The organism is Promicromonospora sukumoe (assembly GCF_014137995.1).
Classification (GTDB): Bacteria; Actinomycetota; Actinomycetes; order Actinomycetales; family Cellulomonadaceae; genus Promicromonospora; species Promicromonospora sukumoe.
The window spans coordinates 678,187-697,846 of the sequence record NZ_JACGWV010000001.1 but is presented as its reverse complement, the minus strand read 5'-3'; the positions used below and the strand labels follow the sequence as shown (position 1 = coordinate 697,846).

At 67.2% G+C, this 19,660-nt stretch carries 13 protein-coding genes; 4 read left to right on the top strand and 9 right to left on the bottom strand.

Annotation, left to right across the window (positions count from 1 at the left end):
* Positions 1-27 precede the first annotated feature (27 nt).
* Genes FHX71_RS03160 through FHX71_RS03140 form a run of 5 tightly spaced genes read right to left on the bottom strand, consistent with a single transcriptional unit; the run spans position 28 to position 2,162 of the window.
* Entirely contained in the window at positions 28-630 is a 603-nt protein-coding gene (locus tag FHX71_RS03160) for a hypothetical protein (protein WP_182614383.1), read from the bottom strand.
* The gene (locus FHX71_RS03155; RefSeq protein ID WP_182614382.1) at positions 627-1,205 is read right to left on the bottom strand and encodes a hypothetical protein; all 579 of its coding nucleotides are present in this window, start codon (positions 1,203-1,205) and stop codon (positions 627-629) included. The genes FHX71_RS03160 and FHX71_RS03155 overlap by 4 nt, the downstream gene beginning before the upstream one ends.
* Positions 1,202-1,540: a hypothetical protein gene (locus FHX71_RS03150; protein ID WP_182614381.1), complete on the bottom strand. Its 339-nt coding sequence runs from the start codon at positions 1,538-1,540 to the stop codon at positions 1,202-1,204. Before FHX71_RS03150 ends, FHX71_RS03155 begins: the two co-directional genes overlap by 4 nt.
* The gene (locus FHX71_RS03145) at positions 1,537-1,728 is read right to left on the bottom strand and encodes a DUF2273 domain-containing protein (RefSeq protein WP_182614380.1); all 192 of its coding nucleotides are present in this window, start codon (positions 1,726-1,728) and stop codon (positions 1,537-1,539) included. The genes FHX71_RS03150 and FHX71_RS03145 overlap by 4 nt, the downstream gene beginning before the upstream one ends.
* Complete coding sequence (locus FHX71_RS03140) at positions 1,725-2,162, bottom strand: Asp23/Gls24 family envelope stress response protein (RefSeq protein WP_312877083.1); 438 nt, start codon at positions 2,160-2,162, stop codon at positions 1,725-1,727. Before FHX71_RS03140 ends, FHX71_RS03145 begins: the two co-directional genes overlap by 4 nt.
* A gap of 244 nt (positions 2,163-2,406) precedes the next feature.
* On the opposite strand from FHX71_RS03140, the gene FHX71_RS03135 reads away from it, so the two are divergent.
* Positions 2,407-2,931, top strand: coding sequence for a MarR family winged helix-turn-helix transcriptional regulator (locus FHX71_RS03135; RefSeq protein ID WP_182614379.1), 525 nt, complete (start codon positions 2,407-2,409; stop codon positions 2,929-2,931).
* Positions 2,932-3,028: 97 nt separating this feature from the next.
* A complete protein-coding gene (locus tag FHX71_RS03130; RefSeq protein ID WP_182614378.1) occupies positions 3,029-3,787 on the top strand; it encodes an Atu4866 domain-containing protein in 759 nt (252 codons plus the stop codon).
* 32 nt (positions 3,788-3,819) lie between these two features.
* On the opposite strand, the gene FHX71_RS03125 is transcribed toward FHX71_RS03130, so the two are convergent.
* Complete coding sequence (locus FHX71_RS03125) at positions 3,820-4,209, bottom strand: DUF2255 family protein (RefSeq protein WP_182614377.1); 390 nt, start codon at positions 4,207-4,209, stop codon at positions 3,820-3,822.
* Positions 4,206-4,682, bottom strand: a complete 477-nt coding sequence (locus tag FHX71_RS03120) for a MarR family winged helix-turn-helix transcriptional regulator (RefSeq protein ID WP_182614376.1) — start codon at positions 4,680-4,682, stop codon at positions 4,206-4,208. Before FHX71_RS03120 ends, FHX71_RS03125 begins: the two co-directional genes overlap by 4 nt.
* Before the next feature lie 109 nt (positions 4,683-4,791).
* Here FHX71_RS03120 and FHX71_RS03115 point away from each other — a divergent pair, with 109 nt between their 5' ends.
* Complete coding sequence (locus FHX71_RS03115; protein ID WP_182614375.1) at positions 4,792-5,706, top strand: alpha/beta hydrolase; 915 nt, start codon at positions 4,792-4,794, stop codon at positions 5,704-5,706.
* Between the two features lie 30 nt (positions 5,707-5,736).
* The gene (locus FHX71_RS03110; RefSeq protein WP_182614374.1) at positions 5,737-6,279 is read left to right on the top strand and encodes a hypothetical protein; all 543 of its coding nucleotides are present in this window, start codon (positions 5,737-5,739) and stop codon (positions 6,277-6,279) included.
* Positions 6,280-8,709: 2,430 nt separating this feature from the next.
* Here the strand turns inward: FHX71_RS03110 and FHX71_RS03105 are convergent.
* The gene (locus tag FHX71_RS03105; protein ID WP_182614373.1) at positions 8,710-15,339 is read right to left on the bottom strand and encodes an RHS repeat-associated core domain-containing protein; all 6,630 of its coding nucleotides are present in this window, start codon (positions 15,337-15,339) and stop codon (positions 8,710-8,712) included.
* Positions 15,340-15,422: 83 nt separating this feature from the next.
* Entirely contained in the window at positions 15,423-18,329 is a 2,907-nt protein-coding gene (locus tag FHX71_RS29920; RefSeq protein ID WP_182614372.1) for a LamG-like jellyroll fold domain-containing protein, read from the bottom strand.
* Positions 18,330-19,660 lie beyond the last annotated feature (1,331 nt).

Genomic DNA, 19,660 nt, shown 5'->3' with positions numbered 1-19,660 from the left:
TTCCCGCCTGCGGGCGGCGTCCGGCCGTCACCGGACCCTGGTCCTGGTGCGCGGGCTGTCCCGCCAGCGCCGGTCGGCCAGGTGCACCAGCACGGGCACCCGCACCCCGGCGAGCGAGTCCCACTCCTCCACCGCTCGCTCCGCCGCCGCGAGCACCTGCGCCAGGTCGGCGCCGCTCCGGACGATCACGGCGAGACAGATCGCCGGGGCGCCCCGCACCTGGTAGACGCTGGTCCGCGCCGAGAGCACGTCGCCCCGCTCGGTGAGCGGCCCGGCGAGCAGCGCGCGGGCGACGCCCTGGTCGACGGTCGTCCGCCCGTCGTCCGCCCGGAGGCTCACGACGGTCGGCGTCCTGCCGCGGGCACGCGTCGCGAGGAACACGATCAGCAGGACGATCAGCACGACCGCGGCGGCCAGTGCGGCGGCCTGCACCCCGGGCACGCCGCCGACGTCGGGCAACCCCGCTGCCCACGTCCGCGACCGCTCGAGCGCCGGCTGGGCGCGCTCGGCCGGGACCCACCACCCCCGGGGGCGCACCTCGTCGAGGATCACCGCTGCTCCGCCGGCGAGCAGCAGGAGCCCGCAGAGCAGGAGCAGGGCACGGTTCAGCCACCTGCTGGACGAGCTCACGAGATGACCCCCTGGTCCGCGACGAGCAGGCGCTGCGGGGCGGGGAAGCCGACCCGGTCGAGCACGGCGGCCGCGGTGTCCGCTGCCGCCTGGCGGTCGACGGGGACCCCGCTGGTCGGCGTGAGCCGCACGGTGGTCCGGCGCCGGCCGACGCTGGCCGAGATCTGGCGTCGGTCCAGCCCGCAGCGGACGGCGACGGCGGCGACCACGGCGTCGGCGAGCACGCCGTCGTCCACGACCAGCGCCACCCGGTCCGTCCGGCGTGCCCGGCGGCGCAGGCGCCCCGGCAGCACGGCGGCGAGCACCAGCGCGAGACCCACCAGGAGCGCCAGGACGCCGACCGCGACGAGGGTGCCGCCGTCGTCCGCCCGGGACGTGACCTGGGAGAGCCGGTCCGCCAGCTCGCCTCGCGCCCCGGGGGCGACGAGCCACCACACGCCCAGCGCGAGCGCGGCGACCAGCAGCACCACCAGGACCGTCGCCAGGACCGCCGCGGCGGTGGTGCGCGCCGAGTGCGTCTCCCGGCGGACGACCCGCCGGTACACCGACTGCTCCCTCTTCGATGCGCTGTTCACCGCACCCTCCGTCCGCTGATCCGGCGCACACCCGCGTACCGCACGTCGACGCTGCCGACCGTCCGGCCGCCCAGGTCGCGCATCCCCGTGATCACGTGCCGGCGCAGCGCCGAGCTGCGCTCCTCGATCGACCCGGTCACCCCGCCGCCGACGGTGACGGGCAGCGTCACCGCGACCGTGAGCGCGCCCCCGGCGTCCGCCAGACGTACCGACACCTGGCCCAGCGGCACGTACGCCGCCTCGTGGGCCAGGCAGGCGGCGAGCTTCTCGACGGCGCGCGCGGAGATCCGCAGGGTGCCGGGCACGGCACCGCCGACGGGTTCGACGGCCGTCATGACGACGAACGCCCGCCCCGGAAGGCGTCCGCGAGCGCCCGGAGGTCCAGACGGCCGTCGGCCACCCGGCCGGCCACGGCACCGACGAGCATCGCCACCCCCACGAACACGAACGCCCAGAACCCCGTGGTGATCCAGGTCAGAGCGAGCACGGTGGCGGCAGCCGCTCCGACGACCGTCGCACTCACTGGACCCGCCTCGCCTGCGGTTCGGCCTCTTGGGTGTCGTCCGAGGGCAGGTGCACGTCGTTGACGGTGACGTTGACCTCGGCGACGTCCATGCCGACCAGGTCGCGCATCGCCTGGTAGATGGCCGTGCGCACGTTGCCCGCGACCGTCTGCAGGGCCGCCGGGTACTCCGCGACGATCGTCACGTCGACGGCGACCTGCTTCTCGCCGACCTCGACGCTGACCCCCTGGGTCAGGTCCGTGGAGTTCAGCGCGTCCCGGATGGTGCCGACGACGCGCGCGGCACCTCCGCCGAGCGCGTAGACACCGTCCACCTCGCGAGCGGCGATACCCGCGATCTTGGCGACGACCGGGTCCTCGATCGTCGTCCTGCCGTCGAGCCGGTTCACGTCCACCACATCCGTCTGGGCCTTCGGCTGAGCCCCGCCCGTCACGTTCGCCACGATGAACTCCTTCTCTCTGCGTACGCCGCACCTTGGATGCGGGCCGCCACTATCAGCGACATCCCTAGGACGAGGCCGCCCGGGGAAACGTCACAAACTCGTGGCGGGACGTCTCTCGCGCGACCTCGTGGCAGAATATTCCTAGCCTGGCTATCTTCAAGTGCAGGAAGCAATATCTGAAAGGGGATCGCCCGTGGTTCCGGAACCCGAGCCGACAGGATCGACCGGTCCGTCCATGCTGGATCCCCGCCTGCTGGACCCGCGGCAGGAGATCGTGCAACGCGCCGGCATGGACGACCAGGACGTCGACCAGGTGGTCCGCGTGCTGCAGGGACTGCGCGACTGGCGCGAGGCGGAGCGCCGGATGAGCGAGGCGTCGCGACGCTACATGAAGCTCGGCGAGACCGACATGCGCACCCTGCGGTTCGTCATCGCGAAGCAGCACCGGGGCGAGACCGCGACACCGGGGGCCATCGCAGCGCACCTGGGCATCACGTCGGCGTCGACCACGAAGATGCTCGACCGACTGGCGGACGCCGGCCACATCCGCCGGCTCCCCCATCCCTCCGACCGGCGCAGCCTGGCGGTCGAGGTCACCGAGGAGACGCGCGAGATCGCGATGAAGAGCGTCGGTCGCGACCACGCCCACCGGTTCGAGGCCGCCGCCCGCCTGAGCCCCGCGGAGCGCGAGGTGGTCATGCGCTTCCTCGGTGACCTCACGAGCACCGAGCAGCCGTCGATCGGTCCGGCGGGGGTGTAGGCCCGGCCGGCATGGGGCCGGTCCCGTGCCTGGGTGCGCCGCACCCAGGCACGGCACGGCCTTCCTCGGGGAGCGCCGGACGGCGAGGGTGGTCTCCATGACCACCCCCTCCGGCGCCGCGCTGATCGCGGTGGGCGTCGCGCTCGCCGCCCTTCTGGCGGCGTGCGGCGGCACCCCGGGGCCGACGCCGGACCCGACCGACCGAGAGGACGGCCCCATGACCGCGCACCCCAAAGAGCAGCTCGTGATCACCGGAGCGACCGTGCTGGAGACCCCGGGCACACCCGTCCGGCGTGACCTGCACGTCGCGGACGGCGTCCTCGCGGCCGGGTCACCGGACGACGAGGCCACCGCCGTCCCCGCCGAGGGCATGTACGCGGTGCCCCTCCTGGTGGACAGCGCCGTGGCCCAGCGCCCCGCGTCCGAGCGCGACACCTACGACCTGGTGCCCGGCAACGCCGCGACGTTCGCGCTGGTGCGCCGGCCCGTCAGCGAGTCCCAGGTGCGCGGCATGCTCGTCGTCGACCCCGCGGACCTGGCCGCCGCCTACGTGTCCGGCCACGCGGAGGCGCTGGACGGCGAGCCGACGCGCCCCGCGGGCGCGGACCTGGCCGATGCCGCCGCCCGCGAGACCTGGGTCGGCACCTGGGAGGACCCGAGCCGCGGGCTGGAGCAGCACCTCGGCGCCGACGGGCGGTACGCGGAGACGCGGAACGGCCGCGCGAACGCGTACACCGGCCGGTTCTGGGTGCGCGAGGGGCGGATCACCTACCTGGACGACTCCGGGTTCTGGGCGTTCGGCGAGCTGCTGGACGGCACGCTGCACCACGCGGGGTTCGTGATGCACCGGCAGTGAGCGGGGTTGCTCTTGGTGCTCGGCCGCACCGGTCAGGCGAGCGGGACCACCCGGAGCGTCGCGTCGCGCGCCGGGGACCGGGTCATGCTGCGGACGCCGGAGTCGTCGCCGTAGCGGTCGCGCAGCGCCTGGTCGACGTCCGCCTCGCGTCCGGCGTCGGGCAGGAAGGCGACGACGAAGCGCTGCCCGGCGACGTCGATCTCGCCGCGACCGGTCCGGACGGCGCCGCGGTACCAGGCGCCGTCGGGCCCGTTCATCGAGCGGACCAGCTCGTCCTGGCCGATCCGGACGTGCCCGACGAGCGCGAAGGCCCGCAGTGTCCCGTCGTCGCGCGCCCCCGCGACGCGGATCAGCTCCGTCCGGTCGAGCAGGGCGAGCTCGGCGTCGGTCCACGGCCTCGTGGGCCGCTGGTCGCCGCTCATCGGGCCACCTCCTTGGCGGGCATCTTCTCCGGGTCGGACGCCGCTGGGTTCGATGCGGGCGGGGCCGGCGCGAGCAGCGCCGTCAGGATGCGGGCCAGCTCGGCACGGTCCCCGGGACCGATGAGCGCGAGCCGGCGCTCGAACGCCGTCGCGAGCGCCGCGAAGGAGCGGTCCCGCGCGGCGATGCCGTCGTCGGTGAGCACGAGCCGGTGGCGCCGCAGGTCGGCGTCGTCGATCTCGCGCCGCATGAACCCCTTGGCGACCAGGTTGCGCACGTAGACCGTGACGCTCGCCTTCGGGATGACGAGGGCCGCGGCGAGCTGCGCCGGGTACGGCGACGCGGTCACCTCGGCGAGCACGAAGAACTCCTTCGGCTCCAGCCCGAGCGCCTCGAGCTCGGCGCCGGCTTCGTCGAGCACGACGGTGAGCAGGCGGTGGTTGAGCGTCCAGAGCTGTGCGGCGTCGACCGTCATGCGACCTCCTTGATCGGGGTGGTACGGTGAATGTAGTTCCATACTGTACTACCACTCACTCCGAACTACACTAGCCCTGGAACGAATCCGACGCGAGAGGTTCTTCACCATGCTTCAGCACCTCACGATCCCCCGCGGGCCGATCGAGCTCGCGGCCGACCTCCACCTCCCGGACGGCGTGGACGGCGAGACTCCCCTGCGCGCCGTCGTGCTGTCGACGCCGGGCAGCAGCGTCAAGGAGCAGATCGGCGCGAACTACGCCACCCGCCTGGCCGCCCGGGGCATCGCGGCGCTCGTGTTCGACCCCGCCCACCAGGGGCAGAGCGGCGGCGAGCCCCGCGACCTCGAGGACCCGTACCGTCGCGGCGAGGACATCTCGTACGCGATCGACACGCTGGAGACGCTGCCGGGCATCGACCCGGGGCGCATCGGCGTGCTCGGCATCTGCGCGGGCGGCGGCTACGCGGTGCACACGGCCCGGACAGACCACCGCATCAAGGCGGTCGGCACGGTGGTCGCCGGCAACATGGGCACGTCCTTCCGCGGCTTCCAGCCGGACGGCCCGACGACGGCGCTCGACGCCATGGCCGAGGCCCGCACGCGGGAGAACCGCACCGGCGAGCTGGGCCGGGACAACTGGCTGCCCGACACCCTGGAGGACGCCGCGGCGGCCGGCATGACCGACATCGACACGACGCAGGCGATCACCTACTACCGCACCGAGCGAGGCCGCAACGAGCACTCGACCAACCGCAGGCTGTCGCGGGGCGACTCGCTGCTGCTGGGCTACGACGCGTTCCACCTGGTCGACGAGCTGATGACCCAGCCCCTCCAGGTCGTCCTGGCCGGACGCCGCGGCAACACCAACTCCTACGAGGCGGGCATGCGGCTGTGGGAGATGGCGCCGAACCCCGTCGACCTGCTGGTGGTCGAGGGCGCGGGCCACTACGAGATGTACGACGTGCCGGAGTACGTGGACGCCGCGGTGGACCGGCTCGCGAAGTTCTACACAGACCACCTGTAGGCGGTCCGGCGGGGGTGGCACACTCCCGCCATGGCACTCTTCCGGCGACGTACGCCGCGTACACCCGAGGGCACAGACGCGGCTCAGGCCCAGGCCCAGGCCCCGGCCCCGGCCCCGGTCTTCCGGCTGGGCTCCCTCCGGCTCTACCAGCCCGAGGACGAGCTGCGTGCGCGGCTCCCGGGCGGCGCCGGCGAGATCGCCGCCTACGCGCAGACCCTGGCCTGGACGTGCAACGAGTTCCTGAGCCGGCTCGGCCAGGACGCCGGGTCCCTGGGCATCCTGATCGTCGTCGGCGTCAAGCCGTCGCAGCAGGTCCGGCTGTGGTGCGAGCAGGTCGGTGGCACGCTGCCGGACGACGTCTGGCAGGTGCTCACCGAGCTGCTCGACGGCGCCGGGGCCGCGGTGCGTCCGCAGGTGACCGCGCCCGTCGCGTTGGCGCTGGAAGGCCTGGTCGGTGCCGGGCCGTCTACCGGGTTCCCCGAGTTCCCGCGTGCGTGGGTCGACGCCGTGGAGCGGGTTGACGCGCAGGTCAGTGTTCCCGACGGGCTCTTCGAACGGGTCTTCGTCGACTGAGCCTAGGGCCGCCGGATGCCTGTCGAAGGCCATCCCTGAGCGATTAGCATCCGGCCATGGAGTTCGGGGACTGGGTAGGCCCGATTGTGTTCGTCGCGCTCACGGTCGCGGGGTCGATCGCCGGCCTGCGCGATGCTCGGCGCTTCCACGGTCCGGTCGTTCGGAAGCGCGACACGGATACAACCGGATCTGCACAGGCACCCAGGTAGGCACGCCTGGCGCCTGAAATGAAGAAGCCCACCAACGCCGATGACTATCGGTGCTGGCGGGCGCTGGTCGGGGTGACAGGATTTGAACCAGCGACCCTCTGCTCCCAGGCCGGCGTGCGATTAAGCCGCACGACAGACCCTGGATCTGCGGATACCTACCCGCTCTCGCCCGGTCGACTGATGGCGTTTCTGCAGGTAGCGACCACGCACGTCTGTCGCTGATGACTCTGGCCCGCAATCGATGCGGGGTTGGGAAGTCACCCTCGTGAGTGCCACTGTAGTCCAGTGGTGACAGTCAGTGACGGCTGAATCCGTCGGGTTTCTGTCGGGGGTCGAGTGGCGCTGGGCGTAGGAGCAGCAACTCCCAGGACCGGAGCAGGTGCGCGCCTGGCACCGCATGGAAGGCGGCCACCTGACTTGTCAGTCGGAAGTGACGATTATGAGCGCTAAGTTCCACAGCCACTCAGGTCGATGTGCCGGAAATCATCATCCACACAATTGCAACCTGCACTTCCAGCGTTCACACACTGCACACCAGAATTCACCTGTGGATAGCGGCGACTCAAGTCAGGTCGAACCGGTTATCGCAGACGAAATATCCCATCATCTGAACCACCGGGGGCGAGCGCGTTCCCGCATCTACACATATGCCGTAGGAGATATTTGCTATCGCACACTAGACAGTCGGACAGACTCATAAGAGTGCAATAATAACCCAGATGTACACGCACCCAAATATGGCGAATATCACTCCGCCAATAAGGGCTCCTCGCCGAAAATTGTACCCAGGAGGATCCACTGGAAACATATCTTCGATAAGACTTTCCGGAATCCGATTGACCACCCACTGAGCGACGTCCCCCATCTGCTTATGGAATATGGCGTCGACGACTCCTGCGATCACGAATACCGCTCCCAGGCCTAGAAGGAGCAGTCGCGTGAGGTCTTCCATGTCAGGAACCACCCACCCAGTGTGCCGTTCGCGTGTAGCCACGCTGGTAGTGGACACCGTGCCGGAACCCAAATCTCGGCGAGTACCCCATACCTGCCGAGCCAATCACACCTGGTCCGATAACAGCAGATCCGGATACGGTCATCAGCCCAATCGACGTAGACCCCGCGACGCCCGAATACGCGCCAGGGTTGATCCCATTGCCAATACCGATTCCTGCACTAACGCCCAGTTCCGCACCTCCACCCCAAGAACCGTCGACATAGGGACCATACTTGCTGTCGTAACCGATAGCACCGTCCAAGCAGCCGACGACGCACCCACCTGCATTCACCTCAACATTGTATCTGGGTTCAAAGATATCGAGGCTAGTCTGCTGGTAGAAGAATCCTCGCCAGTAGTGGACGCTCCCAGCCTGCGTAGCGCCTCGCACGCCTCCAGGCGATGCCAGCCTTGTGCCGGCATAGTATGCCGCGCTCCTTTGTGCAGCTATCGCCGCCTGGCGGGCGCGCTCTGCTCTCGCTTTCGCTGCGGCTGCGTTGGCTCGCGCGAGTTGCATCTGCGCGGCTCGAATCTCCAAAAGCGCACGTCGCCGTAAGCACGGCGAACACCCGCCTGATCATGCTGTGGCCGATTGCGAGACCCTGCACCGTGCCACCCCTCGTTGTCGTGAGCGAATCGTGCCATATGCCTCGGCAACAGGACAGCCCCCAGACCCCAGCACGACCATACCCGGGAGGGCCTTCGTAGGCGTCTTGCTCCGACGTAGCGGCTGGCCGCACATCGGTTCCGCAAACACCGTCCCTACTTCGTCAGGAAATCATCATGCACGGACAAATCGGCAATACCGCTCGTCGAGACAATTCTCGGTGGAGTTTTCAGCGCCACTCCAATCCCGGAACGAGCAGTCGGAATCCGCAGTCCACCGGCATGAATCACGCTGACTACGACTGCAGGTAGGCGAGCCTATTCAAAACCGCAAGCTCCATGAGCCGCTGCCTCATGAGACGATCCAACCAATCCAGAAGTAGAAAGTCCCGAACAGGATGAAGAGACACGATCCGATCAGTACCCGCTCTCGCATACTAAGCCCCTCGGAGGAGGGCTTCACTAGTCGAGCAAGTGCATTCGGAAGGAATCTGTCCGCTGCAGAATCGAACCAGTCACCCACTCGGCTCTTGAATATTACGCCGAGCGCACCTGCCAAGATCGCTGCAGTACCACCAACTATGAAAATTGGGTGCACCCTAAACCTCCTATGGATCTCGACTAACGCTCCGTGACCGTTACCCCGGTCTCAATATGCGCACCGTACCTCCAACCTGCTCCGAGCCCGAGCCCGGCTGAACCACCGTCGAACCCGCCCTGCGGACCAAAGTTGCCATAGCCGCTCATCGCCCATGGTCCCACCGAACCCGCTCCTGAAATCCCGGCGGAAACACCTGGGGAGATTCCACTCGTGAGAGAGACGCCCGCGCTCGCCCCCAGTTCCACTCCAGGCCCTCCTCCGGCATATCCGTACCACCCGTGATTGAGGTCATATCCGCCTGCAAGGGTGCCGCACAGGCCGATACATCCTCCGATATTCGCCTGCAGCGAGCCCTGCTTGGGGAAATCGTCGACCGTAGCACCTGACCCGAGGATATTGGGGCCAGAGCCCGAGTATCCTGCTTGCCCCCACAGGAGGCTCGATCTCAAGTCCCCCGCAGCCACCTGAGCAGCCCCTCGATTAAGCCCAGCCGCCTTGGCCAGTTGAACCCGCTCGTTGTACGCAGCGGCTTTAGCCGCATAACGCGCCCGTTCAGCCCTCTCTCTCGCCGCATTAGCTGTAGCTCGCGCCAACTGCAGTTTTGCTGCTTGAATTTGCTGGAGCGCACGCTGCCTAGGGTCAACGGGGAGAACCGGCGGCAGCGGGCGGAAAATGCTGTAATAACTTGAGTACCGCAAACGCGAACTTATATCCCAGATTGTGGGCTTGGGCTTGGGCTTCTTCTTTGTGTGGGTGATACTTCCGTCGCGCCCGTTGCGGCATGTGTATCCGGTCTCGCACAACTCCCGTTCGCCGGTAGGGTCGGAGAACGTGGTTGGGTTGTTGTGGGAGTAAGCGTAGCCGTTCCACTGCAGCGGGTCGGCGAGGTCCATGATCGGGTCTACTGAGACGAATGCACCGATAGCCGAGTCGTACATCCTGGCCCCGATCGCCGTAAGGCCGGATGTGTCCATGGGCTTGTCGAGGTATCCGTGCTCGCCGCTCCAGTTGCCGTCGGCACCGCCGTCCGCTCCCTGGCCAGTGTGAGGGCCACGCGCCTTGCCGTAGGGGTCGGTGTATCGGTGGACGCGGTTTGCCGGGCCCGCGACGTTTGGGATCTGGACGGTTCCGGTGTTGTGGTGGTCGCCGATGATGGTGGTGACGTCAGCGAAGTAGTAACCGGTGCGGGTTGCGATGGTCTGTCCCGCGAAGGTGTAGTACCGCTGACCGGTGACGGTGCCGGTGCCGTGGGTTAGGGTCAATTCTTGGTACCCGAGATAGAGCGTGGTTGTCCCGTCCTGGGTGCGCAGGATCCGCTCGCCGTCGGCGGTGTAGACGTAGGAATCGCGTTCGTTCGCATCGGTGGTGTCGCCGTCGCCGTTGCCGTCCTGGCGCACGTCGGCAAGTTCGCCCTCGACGTCCCAGGTCAGCTGCTGAGTCGCCTGACCTGCGAGGTTACGCCCGGTCATGTTTCCCGATGCGTCCCAGCTGTAGGTCGAGGTACCTGCTCCGCGCCCGGTCGTCGTCACGGACGTCACGGTGTGTGGCCGGACAGCGTTCGGCCCAGGGGTGGGTCGAGTGTAGTTCTGGGTCTGTGCCGCGGTGCCGTTGGGCAGTGCGTTCTCGACGACCTGGGTTCGGTTACCGACAGTGTCGTGGCTGTAGGTGTGCCAGTACGGCGCCGCACCGCCGAGGTTGGCCGTGTCCGGGTTCGTTGCGCACTGGACGGTGGCCGGGGTCCATGCCTGGGTCAGCCGGCCGAGTCCGTCGTAGCGGTAGCACTGCCGGTCGTGTGCCCGCCCGCCAAGATTCGCGGCCGGGGTGTCGAAGACCGACGTGAGGTTCCCTGCGTGATCCCAGGTGTACGCGGCATGCTGCACGTCCACTGCTGTGCCGTCGGGGGCCTCCGCCACGACCGTGGAGCCGATCAACCGGTTCGTACCGAACTCATAATCCCGGTCCTGCACATACGCGTGCGTGTTGCCGAGCGACAGGCGCGCGACCTCGCCGGTGGGCTTGTAGTCCGCGGCGGCGACATAGAGGCCGTGACCAGGGTTGCCGCCGAGACCTCTGACCTGGTCCGCGGCGTCGTAGGCCAGGTCAAGCGTCTCCGACGGGAGCCCTCCGCCGGAGGGGTACTTCGTCGTGTCGGGCTTGCCGGTCGCGGTGTAGGTGTACTGGGTCGTCCATGCCTTGGCCAGCGTGCCCAGGCTGACACCGCCGACGGTTGCCGGGATGGTCGTCGTCGTGGCGGTCGGCTGACCGTGAGCTTCGTACCCGTCGATCGTGGTGGTGATCTCCGTCGCTGCCGTTCCGGTGCCGACGACTCGGGTTGACGACGTTGGCTGGCCTGAAACCATCAGGCCGTTGGCGAGGCGGTCGTAGGCCCATCGTGCACGGATCGTTCCGTCCGTACCGCCTTCGCGCATCGTGGTCTTCCGGTCCAGTGCATCGTAGGTGTAGCCGATGACGCTCCCCCGCGCGTCGGTGGTGGTCAGGACGTTGCCTACCGCGTCGTAGGTCGTGTCGGTCTGGCCCTTGTCGGGGTCGGTGGTGCGGGTCTTGCGACCACGCAGATCGTATTTGTACGTCCAGGTATTGGTCGCGTCGTCCACAGCCCGAATGAGCCGGTCCGCGTCATCGTAGACGTAGGTCGTCTCGACGAAGGACGTCGCCGTGCTGCCGCCCGTGTGCTGCCGCAGCGCGATCGTGCGGCCTCTTCCATCTGTGATCGTGGTGGTTGGTGTTCCACCCGTGGGCGGGTCGACCAGTGTCCGGTCTCCGCGGTGCTCGGTGGTGGTGGACCACTTCAAAACGTAGTCGCCGTTGTCGTAGTTCTCGGCGTCTTCGTCGACCTGGAACAGCTCTTCGGTGACCCGCCCGGCGCCGTCGTACTCCGTCAGGGTTCGTCCAGGCACGGCCGCAGAGGTGGTGACGATCGTCGTGCCCGGGGCCGCGGTGTTGTGCCACGCGTGATTCTTCAGGACGGCCAGCCCACGAGTGTCATAGGTCGTGTCGGTGATGACCCGCCCTGTGGCCAGGTCCGAGGCTGAAGTGGTCTGGGTCTGTCGTTCACGCAGCAGCCCGTCATACAGCGTCACGCTGGTCAGGTACCCGGACGCGTCGTGCTTCAAGGTGCTCGTGGTCACGGCATTGACTCCGGTCGAGCGCACCGTGTACGCATACGTGCGACTCGCGGTGTCGGTGCCTTGCACTCGGCCCGGCTCCCAGACCGACGTCAGCCGGCCCAAGGCGTCGTACGTTCCAGACGTGACCCGACCATCGGGAGCAGTGATCCTCGTCGGGACTCCCCAGGCAGGGTCGAGCACGGTCGTGGTTTTATGGGCGACGAGTGCGCCGCTACCGTCCGGGTCGGGGCTGGTGACGGTGGTCCCGGTTGTCAGGTTCTGCACCGTGTCGTACCTGGTCGTCGTGACGCGGTCGTTGGCATCCTTGGTAGTGTCCGGTCGCCCGAAACCGTCGTACGTGGTGCGTTCGACGTTCACGTATACGGGTGTAGTGCCGCTGTGGGAAGCCGCTTCCTGGGTCGTTGTCACGAGCCCCTTGGTCGGGAGGGCACCATCAGCGCCGCCGTCGTACGCGTACCGCTGGACGGAAACCACGTCTGCTGGGCGTGCTGGGGACGCCGAGCAAGCAACGCCCACCGTCTCGACCTGGCGCACGGTGTCAAGAATGTGAATATCGGCGGTCGTGTTGTCGATGTACGTGGTCCGGATGCAGGTGTCGTCGGACGCTAGTGCCACGTCTCCCAGGTCGCTGACCGCTTCCGGGCGTCCGAGATCATCAAAGTCCGTGACTGTCCGAGTAACGAGGTTCCCGCCGGTACGGTCGGGAGTCGTTGTCGTTGTCTCAGTTCTTTCTGTGCCGGTGTAGAACGCCGCGTCACCATCAGCGTCAGTAGCGGTCGCTGATGACCGCCACGGCGTGTTCACGGTCGTGGACACGACCGCGCTATCGTTGAAGACGGTCTCCTTACGTACCATTCCGGCCCACTGATCGAGGTCGTTGACGCCGTCGACCTGCACGCTCTTCGTACCGCCGCTCGGGCTTTCACGGTCTGCGTGCATGCCTCGGAAGTACTCGTACTGCGTACGCGTCCGCGTGATGTCTGGGTTCCGTGCCGTGTCACCGGTGTAGATATTCAAGGTGGCGTACCCACGCCAATCCGACCATGTGCGGTGCTTCTTCAGCGTGAGCTCGTCGTCGGTGTACCGCCACGCTGTTCCGCCGGAATAGCTGTAGCTGGTCACCGTGGGATCAGACCCGCCGTCGCGCGGATCATCGATCACCTTGGTCACGACGTACTTGTGGAACCACTCCATCACCGGATCCTCGTTGCCCGCCGGGGTCCACCACACAGGCATGCAACGCCGCGTGTTCGACTGCGGTGCTGTTGGCGTCGACGTCGGGGTGCAGTCCGCGCCCGCGTACGTCACGGTCAACATGGCACCCGATTCGGTCCGAATCTCACCGATGCGCATACGATTCATCGCCGAACGGTCGGCACCCGCAGCCACTCGGTTCGCTCGCTGAACCGAACCGAACTGCGTAGCCGGCAATGCGATGTTCGAGCCCCCGCCCTTGCCGGTGTGCGTGACCTCGTCCAGCCAGAGCGCATCCAGCCCGTCGCCGGCGTCGGGGAACGAGTGCGTCAACGCCCAGGAGTCGACCGAGCGGTAGGTGCCGTCAGCCTTGAGGATCTTGGTCTCGACTCCGCTCAGACGCTTGCGGGTGAAGAACGTCGGCGCGGTACGCCCTGAACAAGAGCTGGAGTCGACAGAGCACATCTGGTCCTGAGGGACATCGGGCCAATGATCACGCGTCTCCGCGTTCAAGGTCCCGCAGTCGAAGGTACTCGTGGGGATGCATCGCTCGGCGTAGCTGAAGTCCATCACCGCTGATGGTGTAGCGGTCAGGGTTGCCGATCGCGTGCCATAGTCGATTCGGTCCAGGAACCCGCCGCGCACGTAGTCAGCGTTCGCCACGTCGGTCTTGTTGTTGTTCCGTCCGTAGTTGTTCCACTCTCGTGAGTACCGGTAGGTCATGGTGTTACCGGAGGTGTCGACGACGTAGTCCAGGTTCCATCGCCACGTCTTGCGGCATGACGAGGCAGCGAAGCCGCCGTTCGCCGCGTTCTCGTAGCAAGGCTCGCCCGGGTGATTGCCGAACACAGGAACCGTCCACGCCGAGTACAGGCTCGTGACCGGATCATCGGAGGCGCGCTTGTCCCGACCGAACCAGTACTGCGTCCCGTCTGCGGTTGTGACCCTCCAGTATTCCTTGTCCTCGTCGGCGTTCCAACCCCCGGTCAGGGACTCCACCTTCGTGTTGTCGTCCGCCTCCAGGCGCCACTTTCCGGAGGCCTCGTCCTTGACCAGGTCGGTCGCCTTGCCGCCCAACACGAGGGTTGCGTTGTCGTTCTTCCAGCACAAGTCGCCTGTGTCGTAGTCCGCGTTGTTCGGCGCCTCGTTGTTGGAGGATGCTTGGTCGTCGACGCAGGGCACGAACTTGCGCTCGACGTAGCCTCCGGCGGTCAGGTCCCAGCCCTCGCCGATCTCGGAGGTCTGTGTGTTGGCCGAGGCCACACGCCCGTCCACGCTGCCCGAGTCGTAGGACAGGGACACCTCAGGAACGAGTCCGCCGGCGGTCCCAGGGGCACGGAAGGGATAGGACCACGTGAACGACCCTGTCCCCTCTGTGGTCTCCCATGCCGCGGCACCCGACAACGAGGTCGCCTTCCAGTCGCCCTCGGAACCTGCCGCGTCTGCGGCCACTGCAAGGACCATCGCCTCGCTGGTGGTTCCACGTTCGAGGGCCGGAGCTGTCCGGCCGCCCGCCACGGCCCTCTCCGCCCCGGTCGCAGGAACCTCTACGACGGCAGAGACGGTTCCAGCCTCGACCTGGTTCTCCTGACCCGATAGCGGGGTCTGGACCTGGCACTCAGGTACCTCGGGTGTGCTCAGAGCGCAAACTGGCAAGGAAACCAGTCCCAGCCGCGAAGCAAGTTCCGGATTGCCACCGGTCAGTCCCTCGTAGTCCACGCTCATACCGAGACCCGCAGCACCCACCTGGCCAGCCTGCGGCGCGTGAGCAACGGTGAGCAGCGCTTCCACGCCCAGGGCACGCGCCGAGGCGTCGTCGAGGGTTGTGACTCGCACGTTCTCCGGTGCGCTGAGGGCGGTCAGCCCCGCGGCGCGGCGTGCGCTCTTTCCCGGGCTCTCGAGCTGGACCGGTAGCCCGCCAACGGTCGCGCGAATGTCGTCTGGCGCCGCAGTACCTGCCTTCGTCCCCGAGAGAATGAAGTTCCTGGCATCAGGGGTCACCGTGATCGGCGCTTCATGGGTACGTGGGTCGGGAACCGAGACTGCTACCGCCTCGGGCTCTGCCTCCGTGGCCGGAAGCGCCTCGGGCAGTTGGAGGTCGCCGGCGAATTCCCGGTCGTGCTCGGCGCGCTCGTCGAGACTCCACGACTGCCGCTCTGCCACGCTCGGATTCTCTGCGGCCGCCGCGGGCACCGTGGCCGGCACCACGAGTGCCAGCGTGAGCCCGGCGCCAATGAGCGCCGGCCCCCATGCCCGTCGATTCGTCCGCCCGTGATCGGCTGCCTGGTCTCGCCCCTTGCCGGTCATCGCATCTCCCCAGATGTCTCCGAGCACTGCACCTGCCAAGTAACCCTTGCTCACGGGCCCGTACTTGCCCCGATGCCGGACCGTCATGACGCGTCTGCCCCCCAGCAGATGCGGTCAAGCCGCTCAGGCTCGACCAGCTCGCGGTAGACCCGCACGTCATCTACTGCGCCGCGGAACGGCCACTCCGGGACGCCCGCGCGCACACCGGAACCGAGACGCATCGGACCGGGTGCGGTCCAGGTCACCGGATCGATCTCAACCGTGACCGGCTCCGGTGTGTCGAACGGTGCGGACGGGTTGCACACCCGCACGCTCAGCGTCGGATGGGCGGGGTCGGAAGCGTCATAGGTCCCCACGACATGCACCCACTGCCCAGCCACCGCCGGCACGTCGGACCGAGCGGCCACGTGGCCCGAGTCGAGGGTGTCAGCGTCCTTGACCCACAGCCCCCAACACGGCAACTGATGGTCCGTCTCATCGAAATCCGTACCGCAGTCCGCGTTGTCGGTATATCCCAGGTGGAAGGCACCCCGCTTGTCGCCTTCCTGCGAGATCGCTGCGCCGACACCAGAGAAGTCGGCCGCGGGCTTGATGAAGGCCATGATCGTGTACGACTTGTCGATAGCCACAGCCGGCCCACTCGTGCGCGCGAAACCCGTCCCGTCGAACACCAGAGCCTTGTCATCGACGAACCGAGGATCGTCCGGGTCATCGGGGTCGGCGACAGTCTCCCTGAGCGCGCCGGTGCCCCAGGACACACCGGTTGACCAGGTCAGGTTGCCTGCCGTCGGGGCAGTCGTGACCTCGTTGAGCGACGTCGTACCCGTGCCCTCGTCCAGATGCCACAGCCCGTCCCGGGCCGGGTACCCCACCCAGAACTCATACTTCTCTACTGGCGACCAGTTGCCGGCCACATCCTGCGACTGGACCTCCACCTCGTTGTAGCCCGACCGGCTCGGCGCAAACGACACAGACTTCGAGCCGCTGCCTGATGTCGTGATCGAGTCGGCCTTCTGCCCGTCGTTGAACGAGTACTTGTACAACTTCAGGTCGGTCGAACCATTCGCCGAGAACGTGAACGTGCCGGCCTGCGCGACACCGCCCGAGACGCCCGCAGGCCACGCCGGGTACTGCGACGAGTTCACCTCAGGCGCGTTCGGCCCCGTCACATCCGGACGGACATAGCAATTCGTGTCCGACCACCCAGTCGACTTGCCCGACGAGTCCCTCGCGGCCGCCTGCCACCGATAGGTTCGCAGGCTGGTCAACTGCTTGCTCTCCGGCACACGCACCCGATGCGTAGACGTGCTGGCCTGGAGGCCCGTCCAACTCGACTCCCACCGGACAGTTCCGGCGACGTGGTCGATCACCCGGAACTTCAGCTCCACCGACTGGTTCCACGGCGCCTCACCCTCCGGGTCCGTGCCCCGCGCCTGGAAGTACGGCTGGCGGGTGCGAACGACAGTGGCGGAACTTGAAGAGGTCGCGCACGCCAGCTCGTCACCCGTGGAGGTCGCCTTCGTCCTCATCGACGCGGTCGACGGCATCAACGGCGGGCGGTTGAACGTCACTGTGAACTGGGCCTTGTGCGACGAGCCGTTCAAGGTATTCGCGACGTACCTTTGCCACTTGGCCTGGCTGCCCTCATCGGCCGCCCGCAGACCAAGCGTCACATAGCTCCAATCAAGGTTGGCTGCCTTCTCAGCAGCAGGCGTCGCCCCCCACGACACGCGACTGGAACGCCCTGCGCACCCGTCACGGTGCGTCACCGACTTCTGAGACAGGAACAGGTCCTCCGACCACGACCCCTTCGAGTTCCAGTCCGTCGACGACGAAACACTGTTGGTCCCCGTGCGGTAGAGAGATACCGCGTACTTGTTACACGTGTAGGAGTGGTCCCCGAGCGCCGAGAACGTGGCACTCGACACGTGACTACCCGTCACACCTGACGGCAAGCCCGACAGCGAGAACTCGAACAACAGGCGCGAGACACTCGTCCGATCACACACCGGATAACCCGTCGTCGGACACAGCCCAACACCCTCAGAGTCCTTGAACTTGTAAGACGACGAACTGGTCGGCCACCCGGAGCGCACAGCTGTCCACTCGTGCAGCCCGCCCTTGATCTGCGGATCGACATAGAACGGACCAGTAGCGTCCGGGTCCGCAAACATTGCGTCGTCCGTGGTCGCAACCACCGATCGACCATCCGCAGCAATCTCTACGTCCATGTCGGCCACTTGGTCGCCGTCCACAGGCGCGATCAGGCGGTCGACGCTGACCGCATCACCTTCGGCCACGTCTGCCGACGTGCGTGCGTGCGAGCCATCGGGGGCGGTTACGGGACTGCCTGCCGAGGAATCCCACTGCTGAGCACGTCCGCCCGAGAACACCGTCACGTCGGGTTCGTCCCCGCCTTGCGAGGCAGTGGTGACCTCGACCACTTGGAACTCGCCGGAATCGAGCTCCGTGCCGTCACCAGCATCGACCGGATCTGCGGCCTCGACGCGCAAGTCGTCTGAAACCTCGTAGACGAATGACACTCCAGCGCCACCAGATGCCTGGTCCAGCATTTCGTACGTATCAACATCGTCGATTCGCAGTACGGGGATCAGGCCCGTGCCGTCGTCTTCGACGGTCACGACGACTGCGGCGCCGGTAATCGTGGACTCGTCGGGCCGCACCAGAGGGAACTCCGCACGCAGCGGGTTGTCCGGATCCAGTACTGGCTCGCCGACCTGGAAGGGAATCGTCGGCAGGCTGATGGACACCTTGCGATCACCTGCAGGGGGTGTATGCGCCTGACCAGGCTCGTTGTTCCAACCCACGTCGCCCGCAGTACCAGACGGGTCCGACAGCTCAGCAAACGGTTCGCCAGGCCCAGCCGACCTCAGGTCGATGTCGAACACACCAGCAGCCACCGTCAAACCACCAGGCTCGGCCGGGTCCGTCACGATCTCTCCGGACGCAGGCTCCCAGGCCTCGTTCACACGCGTCCTGGAAGCAGTCGCGGTCGACTCCCACCGCACTTGCCCATTTGGCTGGACGAAGTACGTATCCCACGGAGTGCGAGCCGCAGCGATCTCTACGTCGTGGCCGCAAGCTGATGCGACCTGAACCGGATCGACGCCTGGATCAGTCAGCACATCAACACATTCGACCGGGCCATCCACTGGGAGCACGTCGTCCGCCTGAGCTACGCCACCCAGCGCGCCGAGGCTGATGCCAACGAAGCTGAGTGTGAGACCTGACGCCCAGATCCGGCGCGCCCTACCGGCGGCTGGCACATGCATGTCGACTCCCCATCGTCCACCCACACCCTGTCGGCCAAGACTCAACCAGCGGCACGCAAAGCACGTCAATGAAACATTCCGGACTTCACCCGCCCCACAAGTCTCGCGCTCAGTTCACCTTGGACGGCACGTACGCCGGGACCCGTTCCGCACGCGATCCATCTAGGTCGCTACCGCGCGGTCCAGACTGGCCAAGTTCGAGAAGCCGTCCCGGTGCAAGGCACTCACGCCCACGGGTCCCTGTCCCTGCACTTCACGGGCAGGCAACAGGTTGAGAACTACGGCCGAAGTTCAAGCCGGGTAGCACGATGCCAGTGCGAGCGGCACGGGCCCTCCGACCCACGAGATGGGGCAAGGGGCGGGCCGTCTTACGGGTGCCTCGGACGCGGGTCCGCCTGCAGTGTGCAGAGTGCGGCAGATGGTTCTTCTCGGCCACCAATTATGTGCTGATAGCGCATCCTGCATCAAAGCTGATCAGCGCTGGCGCCATTCCCCCGCTACCACGGTGTAAACCGTCGAAGTCGCCCTGACCTGCACGGACGCTCCCCGAAAGTACGCTCGTGGGCATCCCACGGGCATTCGAGGCTCGTGTGCTGATTCATGAGGACAGATTCCCACGCGGGTGTCACGCGCACCAGCGCCGCGACGGCCCGAAGTCATGCCGTCGGGACCACATCAGCGCGATGCTCGCCATGATCAGCGAAGCGACGACTCCGGCCTCGTGGTCACCACAGCCAGGGCCGAGGACCACAAGGTAACCGAGGGCGTCGCATCTGCCCAGCTCACGCCGCGCGCCGACGTGCTGCCCGCCGGGTCGATCCGCTCCGACCAGAGGCGAGCTGCAAGCCGAGCGCCCGAAGGTGCTTCGGCTCCCGCAGCCATCGCCAAAGGACACAGGAGCCGACCCCCGGAGACGCAGCAACTGGGGGCCACCGGGGCAGGGTCGACCGGGTCCAAATACCCGCTGCCACCTGTCCTGCAGTCGTCCCGGCCGCGCGTGCATCGATCAGCCCTCATGACCACTACAT